This is a genomic window from Candidatus Epulonipiscium sp. (assembly GCA_012519205.1).
Taxonomy (GTDB): Bacteria; Bacillota; Clostridia; order Lachnospirales; family Defluviitaleaceae; genus JAAYQR01.
Map to the genome: position 1 here is coordinate 86,726 of JAAYQR010000019.1, position 21,490 is coordinate 108,215.

The 21,490-nt window shown below is 32.5% G+C and carries 19 protein-coding genes and 1 pseudogene; all 20 read left to right on the forward strand.

Annotated features, from left to right (window positions below):
• Nucleotides 1–7: 7 nt before the first annotated feature.
• Complete coding sequence (locus tag GX308_06220; GenBank protein NLK21669.1) at nt 8–676, forward strand: PrsW family intramembrane metalloprotease; 669 nt, start codon at nt 8–10, stop codon at nt 674–676.
• A gap of 150 nt (nt 677–826) precedes the next feature.
• Nucleotides 827–1,279, forward strand: a complete 453-nt coding sequence (locus GX308_06225) for an NUDIX hydrolase (GenBank protein NLK21670.1) — start codon at nt 827–829, stop codon at nt 1,277–1,279.
• A gap of 167 nt (nt 1,280–1,446) precedes the next feature.
• Nucleotides 1,447–2,064, forward strand: a complete 618-nt coding sequence (locus tag GX308_06230) for a sigma-70 family RNA polymerase sigma factor (GenBank protein NLK21671.1) — start codon at nt 1,447–1,449, stop codon at nt 2,062–2,064.
• Complete coding sequence (locus GX308_06235) at nt 2,064–3,338, forward strand: DUF4349 domain-containing protein (GenBank protein NLK21672.1); 1,275 nt, start codon at nt 2,064–2,066, stop codon at nt 3,336–3,338. Before GX308_06230 ends, GX308_06235 begins: the two co-directional genes overlap by 1 nt.
• Entirely contained in the window at nt 3,335–4,081 is a 747-nt protein-coding gene (locus tag GX308_06240) for an SIMPL domain-containing protein (GenBank protein NLK21673.1), read from the forward strand. The genes GX308_06235 and GX308_06240 overlap by 4 nt, the downstream gene beginning before the upstream one ends.
• Nucleotides 4,082–4,259: 178 nt before the next feature.
• Nucleotides 4,260–5,120, forward strand: a complete 861-nt coding sequence (locus GX308_06245; protein ID NLK21674.1) for a hypothetical protein — start codon at nt 4,260–4,262, stop codon at nt 5,118–5,120.
• Between the two features lie 18 nt (nt 5,121–5,138).
• Nucleotides 5,139–7,814 carry a DNA polymerase I gene (polA, locus tag GX308_06250; protein NLK21675.1) on the forward strand — a complete coding sequence of 892 codons (2,676 nt, stop codon included), beginning with the start codon at nt 5,139–5,141 and terminating at the stop codon, nt 7,812–7,814.
• An 11-nt stretch (nt 7,815–7,825) separates the two neighbouring features.
• Complete coding sequence (locus GX308_06255; GenBank protein NLK21676.1) at nt 7,826–8,419, forward strand: dephospho-CoA kinase; 594 nt, start codon at nt 7,826–7,828, stop codon at nt 8,417–8,419.
• A 28-nt stretch (nt 8,420–8,447) separates the two neighbouring features.
• A complete protein-coding gene (locus GX308_06260) occupies nt 8,448–9,008 on the forward strand; it encodes a lytic transglycosylase domain-containing protein (GenBank protein ID NLK21677.1) in 561 nt (186 codons plus the stop codon).
• A gap of 101 nt (nt 9,009–9,109) precedes the next feature.
• Nucleotides 9,110–10,789, forward strand: a complete 1,680-nt coding sequence (locus tag GX308_06265) for a peptide ABC transporter substrate-binding protein (GenBank protein NLK21678.1) — start codon at nt 9,110–9,112, stop codon at nt 10,787–10,789.
• 239 nt (nt 10,790–11,028) lie between these two features.
• On the forward strand, nt 11,029–11,784 hold the full coding sequence (locus tag GX308_06270; GenBank protein ID NLK21679.1) for a hypothetical protein: 756 nt from the start codon (nt 11,029–11,031) through the stop codon (nt 11,782–11,784).
• Between the two features lie 95 nt (nt 11,785–11,879).
• On the forward strand, nt 11,880–12,422 hold the full coding sequence (locus GX308_06275; protein ID NLK21680.1) for a DUF4931 domain-containing protein: 543 nt from the start codon (nt 11,880–11,882) through the stop codon (nt 12,420–12,422).
• Nucleotides 12,371–12,883 (forward strand): hypothetical protein, encoded by a 513-nt coding sequence (locus tag GX308_06280; GenBank protein ID NLK21681.1) that lies wholly within the window; start codon nt 12,371–12,373, stop codon nt 12,881–12,883. Before GX308_06275 ends, GX308_06280 begins: the two co-directional genes overlap by 52 nt.
• Before the next feature lie 20 nt (nt 12,884–12,903).
• A pseudogene (glgA, locus tag GX308_06285) lies at nt 12,904–14,360 on the forward strand (glycogen synthase GlgA).
• Between the two features lie 248 nt (nt 14,361–14,608).
• Nucleotides 14,609–16,585, forward strand: a complete 1,977-nt coding sequence (locus GX308_06290) for a pilus assembly protein PilM (protein NLK21682.1) — start codon at nt 14,609–14,611, stop codon at nt 16,583–16,585.
• Complete coding sequence (locus GX308_06295) at nt 16,582–18,252, forward strand: sensor domain-containing diguanylate cyclase (GenBank protein NLK21683.1); 1,671 nt, start codon at nt 16,582–16,584, stop codon at nt 18,250–18,252. The genes GX308_06290 and GX308_06295 overlap by 4 nt, the downstream gene beginning before the upstream one ends.
• Before the next feature lie 45 nt (nt 18,253–18,297).
• The gene (trpB, locus tag GX308_06300) at nt 18,298–19,494 is read left to right on the forward strand and encodes a tryptophan synthase subunit beta (protein NLK21684.1); all 1,197 of its coding nucleotides are present in this window, start codon (nt 18,298–18,300) and stop codon (nt 19,492–19,494) included.
• Between the two features lie 101 nt (nt 19,495–19,595).
• Nucleotides 19,596–20,480, forward strand: a complete 885-nt coding sequence (locus tag GX308_06305; GenBank protein NLK21685.1) for a DNA-processing protein DprA — start codon at nt 19,596–19,598, stop codon at nt 20,478–20,480.
• A 119-nt stretch (nt 20,481–20,599) separates the two neighbouring features.
• Nucleotides 20,600–20,980 carry a hypothetical protein gene (locus GX308_06310; GenBank protein NLK21686.1) on the forward strand — a complete coding sequence of 127 codons (381 nt, stop codon included), beginning with the start codon at nt 20,600–20,602 and terminating at the stop codon, nt 20,978–20,980.
• 80 nt (nt 20,981–21,060) lie between these two features.
• Nucleotides 21,061–21,330, forward strand: coding sequence for an ACT domain-containing protein (locus GX308_06315; GenBank protein ID NLK21687.1), 270 nt, complete (start codon nt 21,061–21,063; stop codon nt 21,328–21,330).
• Nucleotides 21,331–21,490: the final 160 nt, after the last annotated feature.

The following is a 21,490-nucleotide window of genomic DNA, read 5'->3' on the forward strand; positions in this document are numbered from 1 at the left end:
GACAAATATGAATTTGTTGCAAGTAGCCACAGCTCCCGTTATAATAGCTTCAGTATATATTTATATAAGGGATAAATATGAAAAGGAACCTATAAAATTACTTATTTTAGGTATTCTTTTTGGATTAATTATAGCAGCCCCTATAATGGAGGTAGAGGCATTTCTATCAATGTTTACTCCCGGAACAGGGGGAGTTTTAGAAGCAGCATACACATCATTTGTTGTAGCTTCCGGTACCGAAGAAGTTTTTAAATTTATTGTTTTATATTTTTTAATATGGAAAAATGAAAACTTTAATGAAAAATTTGATGGAATAGTCTATGCAGTTTTTATTTCATTAGGATTTGCTGGAATTGAAAATATATTGTATGTGTTTAACCCTCATTTAGGGGGATATCAAACTGCAATCGCAAGGGCTGTATTTTCTGTGCCCGGTCATGCATTATTCGGCGTGGCGATGGGGTATTATTATTCCATAGCAAAGTTTGAGAAACACACACTTTTAAAATCATTTTTCGTGCCATGGCTTTTGCATGGGATATATGATTTTATATTAATTGCAAAGATTCCATCCCTTATGCTTTTTTTTATTCCATTTGTGCTCTATCTATGGGTACAAGGGATGCGGAAAATAAAGAAACACATTCAAAGCTCACCTTTTAAACCCCAAGAATAATGAATGGTAGGTTGAAAAATATCGAAAAAAGAGTTATACTCATTCCATGTTTATAAATTTGCACTTTGATGGACTTTCAAGACATATAAGCTGTAAGTTTATATTTACTTTCTTTCCAGTAAAGATATGAATGCGTCAGGAGGAATAAGAATGATAGAAGCGGTGAGCTGCGGAGGTGTTGTGATTCATAGGGGTAAAATTTTATTACTATATAAAAATTACAAGCACAAATATGTGGGATGGGTTCTTCCTAAAGGAACCGTAGAATTGGGGGAAACCCACAAAGATACAGCTTTAAGAGAAGTTGAGGAAGAGACTTCCGTTCCTGCAAAAATAATTAAATATATAGGGCAGAGTCAATATACATTTCAAGGAAGAGATGACATTGTTAACAAAACTGTTCATTGGTATTTAATGAGGGCAAGTAGTTTTTATTGTAAGCCTCAAAGGGAAGAACATTTTGTAGATGCTGGATATTATAAATTTCATGAAGCATATCACCTTCTGAAATTCAATGATGAAAGGCAAATGATGAAAAAGGCTTATTATGCATATGTAGAATTAAGAAAGAATAAACAGTGGATAAGAACATATAAATTTTAAATACGGATATAAAAATTCAGCCCTAGGCTGAATTTTTTAGCATAAAGAGGAAATACTTAAGTTTATTTGAAAAATTCAAATAAGGGGAACTTTTATTATTTTGAATACGTCAAAAAGTATAGTATAATTTTATAGAGAATTTTAAATTAAGGAAAGGAGTGAATGGTGTGGAAGCAAAAGATGAACTAAGGCTTATAAATAGCGCACAAAAAGGTAATATAGCTGCTTTTGAAGAACTGGTTATTGAGCATGAAACTAAAATATATAATATAGCTTATAGAATGTTCCATAACGAAGAAGATGCAAAGGATTTATCACAGGAAGTATTTATAAAGGCTTTTGAAAATATAAAAAAATTCAAGAAAGAATCTCGTTTTTCCACTTGGCTATACCGCATTGCTACTAATTCATGTATAGACGAACTAAGAAGACGAAAAGACAAAGAAACCTATTCGGTAGATGAAGGCATTGAAACAGAAGGAGGAAGTATAAAAAAAGAATATCCTGATACAAAGCATAATCCTGAGGAAATGATTATTAATAAAGAAATAGCCCATCAAATTCAATTGGCGATGGATCAATTATCCGAAGAACATAAAAATGCAATCATTTTAAGAGATTTTCAGGGTTTTGGATATAATGAAATATCAGGAATCTTACAATGTTCTCTTGGCACTGTTAAATCTAGAATATCAAGGGGAAGGATGCAATTAAAAGAAATACTTGTCAACCAGGAACATTTTGAATATAATAAGCGTCTAAAAAATAGAAAGGAGGGAAAATAATGAGCTGCGAACAATTTAGGGAAGCAATGTCTCCTTATATAGATGGTATGATAGCTGGAGATGAAAAAATGGAGTTTGAGGACCATTTAAAAATCTGCCACGATTGCAAAGAAGAGTTTGAGGCGCTCAAAATTATAATAGACGAAGTCCAAGGTCTGCCGGAAGAAAAACTGCCGGATTATTATCATAGAGATTTAATGTTAAAGCTTTATAAAAGTAATGAAGATAAGTTCAATAAAAAGAGATTTTATGGTAATTGGAAAGTTTTTTCTGGCCTTGCAGCGGTTTTTATATTTTTGATTGTGATCGCAGGAAGTTTAGGAAGAATTACAGTATATGACGAAGCAAGAAAAGAAAGTGAATTTCCTAGAGGTACAGCCGGACATACCAATGGTATATTGGCTAATGATGATACTATGAAAGAAGAAATGGAAATTCAAGATATGGCAGTAGAAACTCCACAGATGAATATTGAACTTGATTTGGTTAAAGAAAGTGAAGGTAGCAGGGGGATAACCAAAGTAAGATCACCTGAAGTTATAAATAGAAAAATTATTTACAGCACAATGATGTCCTTGGAAGTAGAAGTATTTGACAATGCTATAAGGCAGATTCGGGATATAGCTGAACAAAGTGGGGGATATGTTGAAAATTCTTCTAGTTACATCTATCATTCCGAACCTGAAAGGGAGATATATTTAAAACAGGGCAGTATAGTTATTAGAATTCCAGTAGATAAATACGGAGAAATTCAAACACGATTAAGCAACATGGGACATTTAATCCATCAAGAAGAAACTAGTACCAATGTGACAGAAGAATATATAGAAACGGAAAGCCGGATTCGTATGCTAGAGGTAGAGCAGGATAGACTTTTAGAGATTATGGGTAGGGCAGATAAAGTAGAGGATTTAATTAAATTAGAAGAAAGATTAAATCAGGTTAGGACGGATTTGGAGATTTATAAAAGTAAAATCAAGAACTGGGATCAGCTTATTTCCTTCTCTACTTTTACAATAGATTTAAGAGAGGTAAAAGAGATAGAACCTATAAAAATTACTAGCCCTAACTTAAGCACAAAAATAAAATCCAGTTTTAATAAATCTTTAAATGATATAAGAAGAGAATTTGAGGAAATCGCTATACTCATGGCATATATGGTAATTCCATTTATTTTGATGATAATTGTATTGGCAATTGCTTTTTTAGTCTTTAAACCCCTTGTTAAAATAATAATAAGAAAAATAAAAAATTGGAGGGATAAAAAATTATGAAAAAACTAAATCAAATTTTACCTTTAACATTAATTGCTATTCTTGTATTTACTATGGGGGTTTTCTCCAGAGAAACCTTAAAGATAGAACCAGTGATGGCAAACATTGGGACAAATAAAACAAATACTATTACCGCAACTGGGGAGGGTGTTGTAAAGGTTAAACCTGATATTGCAAATATTACTATGGGTGTGCGCATAGAAAACAAGGATGCAAGAACCGCTCAAACAAAGAATGCAGAAAAAATGGACCAAGTTATCGCTGCCCTAAAGAAAATGGGAATAGCCGATAAGGATATACAAACATCAAATTATTCAATCTATCCCCAATATGACTGGGAAGCAAAAGGGGGAAGCAAGATAATTGGGTATACCGTAGAAAACACCATTAAAATAACTGTTAGGGATATTACAAAAGTAGGGGATGTTCTTGATATTGGTGTAGAAGAAGGAGCAAATGTTTCAAGCGGAATACAATTAAGTATTGCAGATACGGAAAAATATTATCAAGAAGCATTAAAACAGGCAGTAAATAATGCAAAAGGTAAGGCAACAGCCATTGGAGAGGCCATAGGGGTCACTATAAAAATTCCTAGTTCAATTACAGAACAAAGTGTAGGAGGAAGAAGTGTTATATATGCTGAAGATTTACAAATGAATGTACGAAAAGAAATGGACCGAACACCTATTCAAACTGGGGAATTGGATATTCGTGCTCTAGTGGAAGTAAGTTATTCATACTAATAGTCTTTTAAATAAAATACAATCTATAAAATCATAATTTTTTAAGTTCCGAATCAAATTCGGAACTTTTTTATGCTATAATACTAAAGGAAATATAAACATATATAGGGATTTAATTTATACCCTGTAAGATTATATTTTACGGATATTCAAGGAAGTATCTAAATGGAGGTGCAATATGCAAGGCTGGAAAATAAAATGTGTATTATTAGCTTTAATAGGTGTTTTTATTATTTCATATATTTATATGAATGATGCGGTTATAGGAAAGCACCAAACAGAAATACATTTTCTTGAACTCCCAATAGGAGATTGCACCCTTATTAAAACAAAAGAAAAGGATATTTTAATTGGAGAGGCAGCAAAAAAGGATTCAAAACATATTATTCAGTATTTAGAAAACCAAAAATCAGATAATGTTATAGAATTAATAATAACCTCTCCCAAGAAAACAAAAATAGAAGGATTTATAAATCTAATAGAAAAAGACAAAATTAAAAAAATATATGTTCCTCATATAAGTGAGTTGGATACAGCGGCAAATAAATTTTTAAATACTGCTAAAGATAAAGGTGTTTTGATATATCAAATTAGTGATAAAGAAAAATGGGAGATAGATGATTTAACCCTTTCATTTTTAAGACCCTCAAAAAACAGTACAGTTCCCCAATCAGAAAAAAAGGCAATAATTAAGCTTGAGTCTTCAAAGTTATCTATTTTATGCCTACCTCCTATTACAGATATGGATAAAAGGGACTTATTGCTTAATAAAAAAGAATTAAAATCTGAAATACTAAAAATTTCAGGAGCGGAAAAAGAAACTTTATTAACGAAAGATTTTCTAGACTCAATAAATCCTAAAACTATCTTATTTGGAGATAATACAAAGGTAAAGGAAAAGGATTTAAGAGCCATTTATGAATGGAACCCTAAAACAAATCTTTTTTCAATTTACCAAGAAGGGGATATTATATTATATAAAGATAGGAAAAAGTATAAAATGACAACAAAGCGAGTGATGAATATTAGGATTCAGTAAAAGACAAGGAGAATAGATATGAAAAAGATTATGTTAATTGATGGCAATAGTATTATAAATAGGGCATTTTACGGGATACCATTACTAACAAATTCACAGGGAGTATATACTAACGGTGTATTTGGTTTTTTGAACATCCTATTTAAATTATTAGATGAAGATAAACCGGAATATATAGCCGTTGCTTTTGATTTAAAAGCACCTACTTTTAGGCATAAGGTATTTAAAGAATATAAGGGAAATAGAAAAGGAATGCCAGAGGAATTAAGGCCACAAATACAATTATTAAAAGATATCTTAGATGCTATGGATATTACTAGATTAGAAAAAGAAGGGTACGAAGCCGATGATATTTTAGGAACTGTTGCAAAAAAGGCAGAGGCCTCTGGAATGCAACCGATTGTAATATCTGGAGATAGAGATTTATTGCAATTGGCCACTGACATTATAAAAATTAGAATCCCTAAAACCAAAAGGGGTGGAACAGAGGTAGAGGATTATTTTGCCAAAGATTTGATTGGAAAAATAGGCGTTACCCCCCTCGAATACATAGATGTAAAGGCTTTAATGGGGGATTCTTCGGATAATATTCCAGGGGTTCCAGGTATAGGAGAAAAAACTGCTTTAAAGGTTATCCAAGAATATCACAGTATAGAAAATGCCATTAGCCATGTAGAAGAGATTAAACCTAATAGGGCTTCAAAAAACCTAAAAACTTATGAAGAGCAGGCAAGAAAAAGTAAGTTTTTGGCGACTATCTGTACTGAAGTACCTGTTGAAATAGAATGGGAAAGACTAAAAATAAAATCCTTCATAAACTCTAAAACATATGAATTATTTAGGCAACTAGAATTTAAAAGTCTGTTGGATAAACTTAATTTTTCTAAGGAACCTGATAATAGTTTTGAAAATAAAAATGTAGTTAATAGAGAATATAAGGCCATAAAATCCAAGAAAGGGTTCGAAGATTTTATAGAAAAGGTCTTAGGTTTAAAGAAAACTTCTTTTATTATTTTTTCTGATAAAGATAAGGTTTTAGGAATAAGTTTTTGTCATGAGAAATGCGAAGGAATATGGGTAGAACCTTCAAAAGATCTATCCATGGAAGACATAATGAAAATATCAAAACCTCTATTTGAGTCTAATAATATTGGAAAAATAGCCCATCAAGCAAAACAGGATATGCATATCTTAAAAAGATTTGATATTATTTTAAACAATCTTGTGTTCGATACGATGGTCGCAGGCTATGTATTAAACCCGACGAGGGAAACATATGCATACGATGATTTAGCCCAAGAATTTTTGGGAGAAGTCATTCCTAGTGAAGAAGAGGTCTTGGGTAAAGGGAAAAGCAAAAAATCCATTATGGATTTAGAAGAAGATGTAAGGACACAATTTACAGCCAATCAGGCGTATATAATTTTTAATTCAGAAGAGAAAATGAAAGATAAATTAAAGGAAAATAACCAAGAAATGCTTTATTATGAGGTGGAACACCCTCTTATTGAAGTTTTATTTAAAATGGAAGACCAAGGGTTTAAGGTTGATATTAATAAGCTAAAAGAATACACTTATGAATTAGAAGGAAAAATTAGTATTCTTACGGAAGAAATATATGAATTAGCGGGAGAAGAATTTAATATTAATTCACCAAAACAATTAGGAATAATACTTTTTGAAAAATTAAAACTTCCTGTGGAAAAGAAGACAAAAACAGGATATTCAACTGCTGCAGAAGTATTAGATAAATTAAAAAACAAGCATACTATTGTGGAAAAAATATTAGAATACAGACAATTGGTTAAGCTAAAAACTACCTATGGAGACGGATTATTTGCTGTTGTTAACAAAGAAACCAATAAGATACATTCTACTTTTAATCAGACTATAACTGCCACTGGTAGAATAAGCAGTACAGAACCCAATCTTCAAAATATACCAATTAAGCTGGATATGGGAAGGAAAATTAGAAGGGTATTTATTCCTAGCAATGAGGAGTATTTATTATTAGATGCGGATTACTCCCAAATTGAACTTAGAGTCTTGGGACATATTGCTAAGGACGAAACCCTTATTAATGCTTTTCGAACTGGGGAAGATATTCATAGAATTACTGCCTCACAGGTATTTAAGGTACCTTTTGATGAAGTAACACAAAGGCAAAGAAATGATGCTAAGGCTGTGAACTTTGGGATTGTGTACGGGATAGGAGCCTTTAGCTTAAGCCAAGACTTAAATATTTCTAGGAAAGAGGCAGAAAAGTATATAGAAGGTTATTTTGAAAAGTATCCCAATGTACGAAAGTACATGGATGCAACAATTAATGAGACTAGAAAACTAGGATACGTATCCACCCTTTTTGGAAGAAGAAGGGAAGTTGCTGATATCAATTCAAAAAACTTTATGCGCCGTTCTTTTGGTGAAAGGGTTGCCATGAATACGCCCATTCAAGGAACTGCTGCAGATATAATTAAAATTGCTATGATTAAGGTATTTAATAGGCTAAAAGAAAGGAAATTAAAATCTAGATTGATACTTCAAGTTCATGATGAACTTATAATTGAAGTACATAAAGATGAGATTGAAGAGGTTAAGGAAATTCTTAGACATGAAATGGAATATGCTGTAGAATTAGATGTGCCCTTGGAAATAGATATGCACCTAGGAAAAAGCTGGTTTGAAACCAAATAATGGAGGGAATAATGAAGGTTATTGGATTAACAGGGGGAAGTGGCAGTGGAAAGAGCACGATTTCAATGTTGCTAAAGGAAATGACAAAGACTTATATAATTGATGCAGATAAAATAGGTCATAAGATTATATTAAAGGGTCAAGAAGCATATTACTTAATTATTAGAAGTTTTGACAGAACGATTTTAAAAGAAGATGGAGAGATTAATAGAAGAAAGCTTGGAGAAATCGTCTTTTCTAATAAATTATTTTTAAATATCCTAAATCAAATTACCCACCCGAAAATAAAAGAGGAAATTATTAAGGAGATAAATCAAGTTAAAAAGACCCCAGATTTCTATGATTACATCATAATTGATGCCGCTCTTTTGATTGAATCAGGATTGTATGAATTAACAGATGAAATATGGGCGGTTTATGCTGATGTAGAGACTAGGATACAAAGAATAATGCTAAGGGATGGGCTAAACAGGAATGATGCTAAGACCCGCATTCATTCCCAGATGCCTTGGAAAGAAATGAAAAAATATGCGGATAGAATCATTGATAATGGGAAAGACAGGGAACTTACAAAAAAACAGCTAAGAAATATTATAGAAAGATAAATTTTAGAGGAGATAATATATGTCATATATAATAGATCTTCGTAGGGGAAAAATTAAATTATTGATGTTCATTGTGCTTTTTTGTGCTATAATCTATATTGTTTTTTCAATCTTAATCCGTGCATTTTTTTATCCTATAAAATATGAAACCTTAGTCAATAAGTATTCTAAACAATATGAATTGGATTCTCACCTTGTTTTTTCTATTATTAGAACTGAAAGCAAATTTAATCCCAAGGCACAATCCCCCAAAAATGCAAAAGGTCTTATGCAAATTACTGATAAAACTGGGGAATGGGCTGCAAGGGAAATAGGGATAGAAGGTTATTCTAGTGAAAAGCTATATGATCCTGAAATTAATATCCAAATGGGTTGTTGGTATATAAAAAGGCTTTTGATACAGTATAATAATGTTGATACTGCTTTGGCTGCATACAATGCTGGTAGTGGCAATGTATCTAAGTGGCTAAAAAATGAAGAGTATAGTAAAGACGGGGAAAATCTTATTATAATTCCATTTAAAGAAACAAGAGAATATGTAAAAAAGGTATCAAAGGCTAGGATACAATACAAACGCCTTTACAAGTAATGGATTATAGGATTTGATTGAATAAGGATTCTTAGGAAATACATACAATAAACCAAAATATAATTACAATGGCATAAATGGTCTAGGAAGGTGCGATAAAAGTGTTTAAAAGACTAAAATTAACTTTGATTTTTATTTCTTTAATAGTTCTAATAACGGGCTGTGCTAAGGATGGCATTAAAGATACCCAGCCCCCAAAAACTGAGGATGAGGTGCAAGAAGAAATACCAAAGGAACCTTCTAAGGGGGGAGAAATGGTTCTGGCAATTCGAACCCCTAAAACCTTAAATCCTTTATTAAATGAAGAGTATACTGTTGATCAAGCACTTAAACTTATTTTTGACTCTTTAATTGATTTTGATGATACGCAAAAACCAATCCCAAACTTAGCCTCAAACTGGAAATTTTCTAATGATGGAGTTACAGTTACAATCAAACTTAGGGAAGATGTTAAATGGCATGATGGAACTAGATTTACCGCAGAAGATGTTATTTTTTCTTTAGATACCATTAAAAATTCCTTAGACACCTCCCCTTATAAACGATGTATGCAAAATGTCATTTCATATAAACCTATAGACGAATACTCTATTAAAATTAATTATAATCAGCCTTTTAGCGGAGCAATATATGCCTTGTATTTTCCGATTATTCCTGCTCATGTATATGGGGAGCAAAATGTAGATACAATGAATCAAGTAAATCCTGTGGGAACAGGGGCATATCAGATGGACGGATATTCATTGACTAAAGAATTAAATTTAAGGGCAAATTCTGACTGGTTTAAAGGTGAACCATACATTGAAAAAATAAAGGTAGTAGTTACTCCTGATGAAGAAACAGATCTTTATTCCTTTGACCAGGGGCAGCTAGATTTAATTGGGACAGATATCGTTGATTGGGAAAAATATGCACAAAAAGACAACACGCAAATTCATGAATACACAACTTCTCATTATGATTTCATAGGGTTTAACTTTAACAAACCCTTGTTTCAGGATAAAAAATTAAGAAAGGCTATAGCTTATGCAATTGACAGAAAAAGGCTATTAGAAAATTATTATTTAAACCATGGAATTATAACAGAGGTTCCGATAAACCCCAAGTCCTGGCTTTATACTGAAGAGACTGAAAGATATGATTTTAATATAGAAAAATCAAAAGGGCTTCTCGCAGAATCGGGATGGAAGGACTTAGATCAGGATGGGATATTAGATAAAGAAGTCAATGGGATTAAGACAAGTATTAGCTTTAATTTACTTGTTGCTTCGGAGAACCCTGAAAGAAAAGAGGTCGCATATGAGATTCAAAATATGTTAGAAGAGGTAGGAATAAAGATTCAAGTAGAGGAAATAAATCAAGAGGAATTATTAAATAGATTAAACTCTAAAAACTTTGATGTTTTCCTTGGGGGCTGGAAACTTTCACCGATTCCAAATTATAGTTTTGCCTTTCATTCTTCAGAAATAGAAAACGGTACCAATTACATTTCATATAAAAGCGCCGTGATGGATAATCTCCTAGCACAGACATTTAATGCGATAGGCGAAGAAAAAATGAAAGAGGAATATGATAAGCTCCAAAAATTTATTGCCGATGAATTACCTTATATAAGTTTATATTTTAGAAATGCAGCACTTATTACCAATGAAAGAATCCAGGGTAAGATTAATCCGCAAAAGGAATTCTACATCGGAAATATAAAGGATTGGTTTATTTATGAGGCTCCCAATACTAATAAGGAAGAAGTTGAAGATAAGGAACTACCCATAAACGAATAAGACATTAGAATTCCTATATTCATGATTGTATCAGAGCAATATAGGAATTTTTTTGAACCTTCTTCTGAATAGGTGAATATAATACTATCGATTATATTCTGAACGGGAGAGGTAGGAATGAAGATTGGTTTAGCCCTATCCGGTGGTGGGGCAAAAGGCATGTCTCATATAGGGGCCCTTAGGGCTTTGATTGAAAGTGGAATAAAACCTGATTTGGTAGGGGGGCTAGTTCGGGAGCTATTGTAGCTGGATTATATGGTTGCGGATACAATCCTATAGAGATTGAGAAAATCGTGAAAGGCAATTTAGGAAATATTATCGATGTGAATTATTATAAGATAATTTGTAGCCTACTAAATTTTTATCAAATCAAGACAAAAGAATTAAGTGGGCTTATAAAAGGCGAGAAAATAGAAAGAATCCTTAAGTATTATACCAATAATCAAGATATAAGGGATACTAAAATTCCTGTTGTGCTGTCCGCAACAAGAGTAGATAATGGGGATAGCTTTTACTTTGTATCCAATAAAATGAACTTACTTAATGAAAGAAAGATAAAATATATAGATAGTATAAATTTGGGAGAGGCCATTAGAGCAAGTATTTCTTTCCCGGTGATATTCCAGCCTAAAAAAATATTATATAATAATGAGTATGTGTCATTAATGGATGGCGGAATTATAGATAATATCCCCATTAGGATATTGCAAAAAATGGGAGCGGATATAGTCATAGGAATTAATCTAGGATATAATGGACGGGTAGATAGTAGTATAGATAATTTTATAGAGATAGGGGAACAGGCAGTAGCAATTATGTCTTATATGATTACAAGGAAAGAATATAAAGAACCCGAACCCGAAATCTATATTTATAATCCGGAAATATGGGATATCTCTTTACTCCAGTTATCAGCAATTGATAAATCCATAGAGAGGGGATATACCGCTATGAAAAAACATATCCCTGCTATAAAACGAAAGTTTAACATATGATTGGAAGTAAAAACTGCTATATATTTTTACTGTAAAATATTACAAAAGAAATACAATAACCCGATATATATAAAATAATACATGGGGGTAGAAGGATGTCAGAGATAAGAAAAGACATTGTTACAGGAGTCTGGACAATAATAGCACTAGAGAGAGGTAAAAGACCCTATGATTTTGAAAAGCAATCAGTTATAAAAAATCATGAAGTTTGTCCTTTCTGTGTGGGAAATGAAGAGGAAACTCCCCCAGAAGTACTGGCATATAGAACCAAGCAGGGAGAGCCTAATAATTCAAATTGGAAAGTAAGAGTAGTTCCTAATAAATATGCTGCATTAAAGGAGTATAAGGCAATAGAAACCATAAAAGGTTTTTATGAAACAGTTACGGGATATGGTATTCATGAAGTATTGATTGATTCACCAAAACATGAAGATACTATTGGTAGTATGTCCCATGAGCAATTGGAGCTAGTCTTAAAAGCCATTGGGGAACGTCACCAAGCCATTAGGTTAGATGAAAAGATAAAATACATTCAGGTTTTTAAAAATCAGGGGGCAGAGGCAGGGGCATCCCTACAGCATCCCCATTGGCAAATAATAGGTGTCCCATTAATTCCCGAATATCAAAAAAAGTTTTAAAAGGAAGTAAAAAATATTATCAAGAACATGGAAAGTGTGTTTATTGTGAAATGCTTAGGTATGAACAAAGTGCGAAAGTGAGAATTATTCAAGATAATAAGTATTTTGTTTCCTTTGCTCCTTATGCATCTAGATTTTGTTATGAAACATGGATAATGCCAAAGCAGCATATATATGATTTTGGGGGGCTTAAAGAAGAACATATAAAATACCTAGCCCGCATTTTAAAAGATTTGATACAAAGATATGAAAGTGTGTTTGAGGGAATATCCTATAATGTTTGTTTTTTAGGTCCATCCCAAGAACCCAGTACAGAAAAAGATTTTCATTGGCATATGCAAGTAATTCCACGTTTGGGGAATCTAGGGGGATTCGAACTTAGCACGGGCTCTTATATTAATCCTACTCCCCCCGAAATGGCAGCGGAGACATTAAAAAAGGTAATAATTAAGAAAAGATAAATAATATTTTGGAGGATAATATGCAAAAATCAGGGTTAAATATATTATTTGTTATTTCAGAAGCGGCCCCTTTTGCTGTAACAGGCGGTTTAGGTGATTTTGGAGGTACATTGCCTCTTGAAATTGCTTCTCTAGGATGCGATATTCGTATTGTAATGCCAAAGTATAGAAGTATTAAGAATGAATTTATAAATTCTATGGAATATGTAACAGATTATCCTGTTAATTTGGATTGGCGAAAACAGACAGTTATAGTTAGAAAACTGGATTTGAATTATAAAAATAAAACAGAGGTTCCCAGTTATTTTATCGATAATGCCTATTATTTTGATAGAGAACAGATGTATAGCAACCCTGATGATGCCGAAAGATTTGCTTTTTTTGTAGGGCGGTACTTGAAATGCTCCCAAAGATTGACTTTAAACCGGATATAATTCATTGTAATGACTGGGAGTGTGGTCCTATATGTATTTTATTAAGGGAACAATACAAATCTATGGAGTTTTACAAAGATATAAAAACTGTCTTTACCATACATAATTTGCAATGGCAAGGGAATTTTCCAAGAGACACCTTAAGTATATTAGGTTTGGGGGAAGAATTTTATAATCCTGATAGCTTGGAGTTTTATGGGAGTGTTAATTATATGAAGGCAGGTATTCTATACAGTGACCTATTAACAACTGTTAGCCCAACCTACGCAAAAGAAATACGAACGCCCGAATATGGTCATGGTTTAGATGGAGTCATAAGAAAAAGACAAAAGGATTTGCGCGGTATAATAAATGGGATAAGTTATAGAGTTTATAATCCTGAGACTGATATGGATATATATAAGAGGTACACCCACCATTTTATAGGAGGAAAAAAAGAAAATAAACGAGAATTCCAAAAGGAAATAGGATTAGAAATAAGGGATGACATTCCATTAGTAGGGATGGTTTCACCCCTATCAGACAAAAAAGGCTTCGATTTAATAGAGGAAAGTATAGAGGAAATCATAAAAATGGACCTCCAGCTGGTTATCCTAGGGACTGGGGATCCAATTTATGAAGATTTGCTTCGATCAATTGAAAAAAAGTTTCCATATAAAATGAGAGCAATTATTACTTATAATCTAGAAGTAGCAAAAAAAATATTTGCTTCAACGGATATTTTTTTGATGCCTTCTAAATTTGAGGCTTGTGGTTTAAATCAAATGATTGCCTTAAGATATGGTGCTATACCATTAGTTCGGGAAACGGGGGGATTGATAGATACAGTAGAGCCCTTCAATCATCAATATCTTAAAGGAAATGGATTTGTATTTAAAGAGCATTGTAAAAGGTCAATGATTTTCGCTCTTAACGAGGCCATAGCACTTTATGAAAAGGATAAGGAAACTTGGAACAAATTGGTTGAAAGGGCAATGAATCAAGACTTCTCTTGGACAGCATCTGCTAAAAAGTATGTCGAATTATATAATGAATTAGCTTAAGATATAAGATAATGATATTTTTTATCTAGATGAGTAAAATTTATCTAGATTTTTTTATGACTTGTGTTATGATAATATATATAAAAATCATTATTATGGATGTACATTTATATGTTTATATTCCTAAAATGTTTCTTGTTATTACCACATCCAAACGGTATAAATAAGGAGTGGATTAAGTGATTTCAAATTATAATATAAAAGAAGATGAATTGGTTTTTAGCCTAGATATTGGTACAAGAACAGTAATGGGTATTTTGGGTTTCCAGAAAAACACAGACTTTGTTGTAATTGCTACTGCAACAGTGGAACATGAATCAAGGGCCATGATTGATGGACAGGTTCATGACATATCTAAGGTGGCTAATGCTGTTTTAAAGGTTAAAAATTCCCTAGAAAAGAAGGTAGGAATAGAATTAAAGGAAGTGGCTATTGCTGCTGCGGGAAGGGTTTTAAAGACATATTTAACTAAGGTATGGCAAGACCTAGATGAAGAGAAAGAAATTCAAAAAGATACAATTAAAGGTTTGGAACTCAAAGGAATAGATGATGCACAATTAAAATTAAAAGAAGACTTAAACAATGCCGACATAGAGTACTTCTGTGTGGGTTATTCTGTAGTGAATTATTATCTTAATGATTACATTATTACTAATTTGGAAGGGCATAAAGCAAAAAAAATAGGTGCCGATGTATTAGCCACATTTTTACCCAAAATCGTTGTGGATAGCCTTTATGCAGTTATGGAGAAGGTTGGATTAGAGGTAGCAAATCTAACGCTAGAGCCAATTGCGGCTATAAATGTTGCCATACCTGAAAACCTGAGGTTGTTAAACTTGGCATTGGTGGATATAGGAGCAGGGACATCTGATATTGCCATTACAAGAGAGGGAACAGTGATAGGATACGGCATGATACCTATTGCAGGTGATGAGATAACGGAAAAAATTATACACAAGTACTTAGTTGATTTTCAGACTGCTGAAAAAATAAAATTTCAAACTGAAAATAAAAAAGAAATCTCATTTCTAGATATATTAGGATTGCCTCACACAGTTTCCTGTGATGAAGTATTAGAGATTATTGAACCGGCGGTCAACCGTCTAGCAGAAGAAATCTCTACAAAGATTTATGCAGTTAATGGGAATAAACCTCCTAATGCGGTTTTCTGTGTAGGTGGTGGAAGTCAAACATATGGACTTACAGAGAAAATAGCTGATAATTTGAAAATACCAAGGGAAAGAGTAGCGGTTCGAGGAGGAAAGTCATTAATTAATGTTGTTTATGAATGCGAACCTTTGGAGTATCCCGATGTTATTACTCCCATAGGAATTTGTGTTACATCTATTATACAAAAGGGTTATGATTTCATTGAGGTAAAGGTTAATAAGGAAGTAGTTAAACTTCTTAATACAAAGAAATTAACCCTTATGGATGCAGGTCTGCAAAAAGGTTTTGACCATACCAATCTATTAGGTAGAAAAGGCGATTCAATTATTTTTAGATTAAACAGACAAAGAAAAAAGGTATGGGGTGAGTCGGCTATACCGGCAGAGCTATATATTAATGGAAAAGAGGCTAGTTTAGATACTCTCATTCATTCTGGAGACGATATATTGATACAAGCTGCAGTTAATGGTAATAAGGCCATAGCCTTCATTAAGGATTATATAAGTGAAATCAATCCTAAACAAGTTAAAGTTAATGAAATGGACATGGAGCTTCCGGTTACATGTATTTTAAATGGGCAAGTAGTAGATAAAGATACCCAAATACATAATGATGATGAAGTCGAAATACTCGAAGTAGATACTATTAGAGATTTAGCTAAATATGCGGATATTTCCCTTGAAAATAAAATAATCTTTGCAAATGATGTGGAAGTAGATGCAGCTTATATTATAAAAGACGGTGATAGGATAGAGTTTGAAGTAGAAAAAGAGGACAGAGCATTTTTTCTAGATGCAATAAAAAATGAAAATACAAAGAACACTATTAGAGTTAAGGTTAATAATGAAGATGTAGTCATGAATGGTAATAAAAAGGAATATATTTTTGTAGATGTCTTTAACTTTATTGATTTTGATTTAAAAAATCCCCAAGGAAATGTGGTTTTGAAACTAAACGGAAGAAGAGCAGCATTTACTGATGTTATTAACCAGGGGGATAATATAGACATATATTGGGATAAAACAAATAAGTCGAATAGGATGGAGAACATATGAATAGGTTTGAATTTCTTGAGAAACGATATACTCACATTCATATAGGCTTTTTATTGATTATGTTAATCCATTTAGAATTAAGTAAATGGATAGGTATATCAAAAGATATTGGGATGAACTTCTTTCTCTTAATTGCGGGATTAATAGCTATGATTATAAAGATTTATGTCCTCGAAAAGGATATTTTAAAGAAAAATCATTTATACGTTTTATTTAAGGCAATAGAGCTATTGATCGCCGCTGGATTTGTCTATTATAGTGATAGGGTTTCTGTAATGGGAGTAGTGGTATACCTATTATTTCTTATAGAGATTATTTCTGTTCATGAAGCCCTAAAAAGCATACGATTTAAAGATATACTTTGTTATTTTATACCTTTAATCCTAATGAGCGCCTTTATCCTTAGAAAAGATTTTTTTTCCTACGAAAATATCGTCAAAACTACTTTTATTATAGTAGTTAGTATAGCAATAATTTATAGTATTAAATGGATGCTTGACGGTATCGAAAAAGTAATAAAACAAGATAAAGATTTATTAGAAAGTGTTAGAAATAAGAATGAAGAGTTAATAAAAGTTAAAGAACATTTAGAAATTGCTAATAAAGAATTAGAAAAACAAAAAGAAGAGATGAAAATAACCAGCGATAATTTTAGGAATAGTGTGGCTGAGTTATTTATCCTAAGAGAAACAAGTACATATATTGGTTCAATTCTCGAAATACGGCAGCTTTTAGAGGTAGTCTGTGACATGATATTGGGCATTATGGGGGTGGATACCTGTTCCATTATTGTTTATGATGAAAAAGATGATACTTTAGATTTTCATATAAAGAGTATATATAACAAAGAAATTATAGAAAAGTTCAAAGAAAATGTGTGGAGCAGTTCCCTCCAAAAGAGGATAAAAGATAAGAAAATTCTAATTGACAATCATTCAAAGACAAAGAAATATGGATTTTTAGAAGGAAGAGAAGTAGGCTCCTTCGTAGCAGTTCCCCTATATAAGGGTAATAAATCCTATGGCCTTATTTTAGCAGAACATAGTTTGGACAATTATTTTTCGACTAGTAGCACTGATCTTTTTAAAGCCGTATCCATGCAAGTTGCAATAGCTATTGAAAATGCGAAGCTATATGAACAAATGGAGGATATGGCTGTAAAAGATGGGCTTACAAAAATTTATAATAGAATGTATTTACAAAATATCATGCCCCAATTATTAGATGATGCAAAAAACAAAAAACAATCTATAGCAGTATCAATATTCGATATTGACCATTTTAAAAGATTTAATGATACCTACGGTCATATTTTTGGAGATGAAGTCATAAAGTTGGTTGCTAAGCTGGGGCAAAACAAGGTAAATATATATGGAGGTATTATCGCTAGGTATGGTGGAGAAGAATTTATTATGATTTTCCCTAATATAAGTCTAAAAAAGGCAGCAACTATCATAGAGGAATTACGAAGGGAAATAGAAGAATTTGAACTGAAAAAAGGGAACAAAAAAGCAAAAATTACGGCAAGCTTTGGTGTTAGCGGATACCCTGAAATAGCTTCTAGTGTTGGGGAACTTATAAGGACTGCAGATGATGCAATGTATCTATCTAAGAATAATGGCAGAAATTGTGTAACAGTAGCAACAACTGGTATGAATGATGAATAATAGAGAATAAAAGAGCAAAGGAGAAGTATAATGTCGAAAGAATTTATGCCCACAGAAGATGGTTTTTATGGAGAATTTGGGGGGAGATTTGTACCAAAAGAACTAGAAAAGGTTCTTGATGAAGTAACCAATGCATTTATGGAATATAAGGATAATCCTGAGTTTGTTAAAGAACTGGATTACTATTTTTCAGAATATATTGGAAGACCTAATCCTCTTTATTATTGTGAAAAACTCACTAAAAAAATGGGTGGGGCAAAGATTTATTTAAAAAGAGAAGATTTAAATCATACGGGGGCCCATAAAATCAACAATGCCATAGGTCAAGTTTTACTTGCAAAAAGGTTGGGCAAAAAAAGGATCATTGCAGAAACAGGGGCAGGACAGCATGGGGTAGCTACAGCAACAGCCTGTGCCTTGTTTGACATGGAATGCATTATCTATATGGGGGAGATTGACATAAAACGTCAGGCTCTTAATGTATTTCGAATGGAACTTTTAGGGGCAAAGGTAGAGTCCGTAACTAAGGGGACAAAAACTCTAAAAGATGCTGTAGATGTAGCTTTAGAGGATTTAGTTAAGAATCATGAAAACACCTATTATATGCTAGGTTCGGCAGTAGGTCCACATCCGTATCCACTAATGGTTAGGCATTTTCAAAGTATAATCGGTAGGGAAGCGAGGAATCAGATTTTAAACATTGAAAACAGACTTCCTGATTATGTTGTTGCTTGTGTAGGGGGAGGAAGTAATGCTATCGGCTTATTTACACCCTTCTACAATGATGAAAATGTAAAAATTATAGGGGTTGAGCCTGCCGGAAAAGGAATTGAAACGGGAATGCATGCGGCTTCGATATCTGTTGGAAAACCTGGAATTATCCATGGCTTTAAATGTTATACCTTAAGTGACGAAAATGGAGAACCTCTCCCCGTACACTCTGTAGCTGCAGGGTTGGATTATCCAGGGGTAGGACCTGAACATAGTTTTTATAAGGCCAGTGGCCGTGGGGAATATGTGTACATTACCGATAAAGAAGCCCTAGATGCCTTTGTAGAACTATCTAGAGTAGAGGGAATTATTCCAGCTATAGAAAGTTCCCATGCCGTGGCATATGCAATGAAACTTGCAAAACAGACCAATCCTGGGGAAATCATGATTGTTAATTTATCAGGTAGGGGAGACAAGGACGTTCAACAGGTAGCAGAAATGGTTGAGGGCGGAGAATACACCATAAAATAATTGTTTATTAAGACAATGCAAGTTAATAAATTCTAAAAAAGAGGCTAAAATATAAAGGTAGCCTTTTTTTAATGGATTAATTTGATAATATTTTAAAGGTGGTGCAAATTATAGACATTATCGATACAATTGCCCTATTTGGCATTGATGGTGTTGGAAGAAGAACTATATACAAAATATCAAAGCAACATCCAAAGGATAAATTAAATCCCAGGTGTATACAAGATATATTATCAGAAAGGTCCATATTCCCATCCCTTAAAGAAATTAGTAAAGCTTATGAATATGCCGAGCAAATCATAGAGAGTACTATAAAAAGAAATATACATATACTAACCATCCAAGATGATAGATTTCCATCAGCCCTTAAGGTGATTCCTAACCCACCTATTCTATTATTTATTCGCGGGGATTATAAATTTATTAATAAAGAAAAATCCTGTATTGCAGTAATAGGAACAAGACAGCCTACATCCTATGGCAGGGATATCTCTAAAATGATTGGAGAATATTTGGCTCAAAAGAAGATGGCTGTAGTTAGCGGTTTAGCAGTAGGATGTGATACAAAAGCCCATATAGGATGTTTGCAGGGAAAGGGAAAGACTGCTGCAGTACTTGCCCATGGCCTTGATATGATATACCCTTATGAAAATAAGAGGCTATCAGAGGAAATAATAAGCTCAGGTGGATGTATAATAAGCGAATACCTCCCCAAACAAATACCCCAACCCTATACCTTTATTGAAAGAAATAGAATACAAACTGGTCTAAGCCAAGGGTTAATAGTCATTGAGACTGAAAAAACAGGGGGAACCATGCATACAGTTCAATTTGCCTTAAAACAAAACAAGAAAATAGGATGTATAAAATATCCTGATTCATTTAAAAAGTATAAAAAACTAGGCGGAAATGAAAAAATATTAAAGGATACATACACTATCCCTATTAAAAATTACAGGGATATCGATTACTTTATAAATGCCTAGAATATCTTAATTGAATCCACTTTTTATTTTTAGATTTTTAAAGATTATAAACCTTGTCAAATATAGAATTGAAGATTTAGAAATATATATTTAAAAAATAGAATTAAGGAATGAAGAATATGTCATCAAATAGGAGGCGCTCCCATATTCATTTTGTTAAACAATACAAAAATCAAACACAAGAATATACGGGGACAAGAATTGTAATTTTTATAAAAGAAAAAGGTATAAAAAATATAATTGATCTTGATAAATTTCATATTCATAGATATAAAAGACCAAAGGATAAAAGGTATACTGTATCTAGGTGGAAACATATTCATTGTGATATACCGGAGGTCATAAAAAAGCAGATGATAAATGAAAGTGAATGCAAAAAATATAAAATGATACATATTTTATATGAATCTCCTAGCAGACATTTAGAAGATTACATAGAAGAAACATTGATAGAACAAAACATTGTTCTTTCGAAAGAAATAAAAAATATGAAGTATTGATTACATCGGATGAAATGTGCTAAACTATGAAGAAGTGTAAAAAAGATATAAAAACTCATTTTTATGTATGGAGGTATAAAATGAAAGGGATTATTACAGTAATTGGCAAGGATAGGGTAGGAATTATCGCAAAAGTATGTACCCTTCTTTCAGAAAAAAATATCAACATTTTAGATATATCTCAAACTATCGTTCAAGATTTTTTTAATATGATGATGATTGTGGATTTATCTAATTCTGTAGAGGGTTTTGGCAAATGTGAAGATGATTTAAAAGATTTAGGAGATGCAATTGGTGTTGTGATTAAACTTCAAAGGGAAGAAATTTTTAATAGCATGCATAGAATCTAGGATGACTTTTAAAAAGTTTACAAAACGTGATTTTTGGCTCTGTTAACTTAGTATGAAAGAAATGAGATCTGAAAGGCCTCTGGTAGGTTTAAAAAAGGAAAAAAACCTACAAATGGAAACGACTATGTGTAAGATAACACGAAAAAAAGATACGTGCAAG

Coding starts and splice junctions, on each gene's coding strand:
- GX308_06220 (NLK21669.1), top strand. CDS start 8: ATGAATTTGTTGCAAGTAGCCACAGCTCCCGTTATAATAGCTTCAGTA.
- GX308_06225 (NLK21670.1), top strand. CDS start 827: ATGATAGAAGCGGTGAGCTGCGGAGGTGTTGTGATTCATAGGGGTAAA.
- GX308_06235 (NLK21672.1), top strand. CDS start 2,064: ATGAGCTGCGAACAATTTAGGGAAGCAATGTCTCCTTATATAGATGGT.
- GX308_06240 (NLK21673.1), top strand. CDS start 3,335: ATGAAAAAACTAAATCAAATTTTACCTTTAACATTAATTGCTATTCTT.
- GX308_06245 (NLK21674.1), top strand. CDS start 4,260: ATGCAAGGCTGGAAAATAAAATGTGTATTATTAGCTTTAATAGGTGTT.
- polA (NLK21675.1), top strand. CDS start 5,139: ATGAAAAAGATTATGTTAATTGATGGCAATAGTATTATAAATAGGGCA.
- GX308_06255 (NLK21676.1), top strand. CDS start 7,826: ATGAAGGTTATTGGATTAACAGGGGGAAGTGGCAGTGGAAAGAGCACG.
- GX308_06275 (NLK21680.1), top strand. CDS start 11,880: ATGTCAGAGATAAGAAAAGACATTGTTACAGGAGTCTGGACAATAATA.
- GX308_06290 (NLK21682.1), top strand. CDS start 14,609: ATGGGTATTTTGGGTTTCCAGAAAAACACAGACTTTGTTGTAATTGCT.
- GX308_06295 (NLK21683.1), top strand. CDS start 16,582: ATGAATAGGTTTGAATTTCTTGAGAAACGATATACTCACATTCATATA.
- trpB (NLK21684.1), top strand. CDS start 18,298: ATGCCCACAGAAGATGGTTTTTATGGAGAATTTGGGGGGAGATTTGTA.
- GX308_06310 (NLK21686.1), top strand. CDS start 20,600: ATGTCATCAAATAGGAGGCGCTCCCATATTCATTTTGTTAAACAATAC.
- GX308_06315 (NLK21687.1), top strand. CDS start 21,061: ATGAAAGGGATTATTACAGTAATTGGCAAGGATAGGGTAGGAATTATC.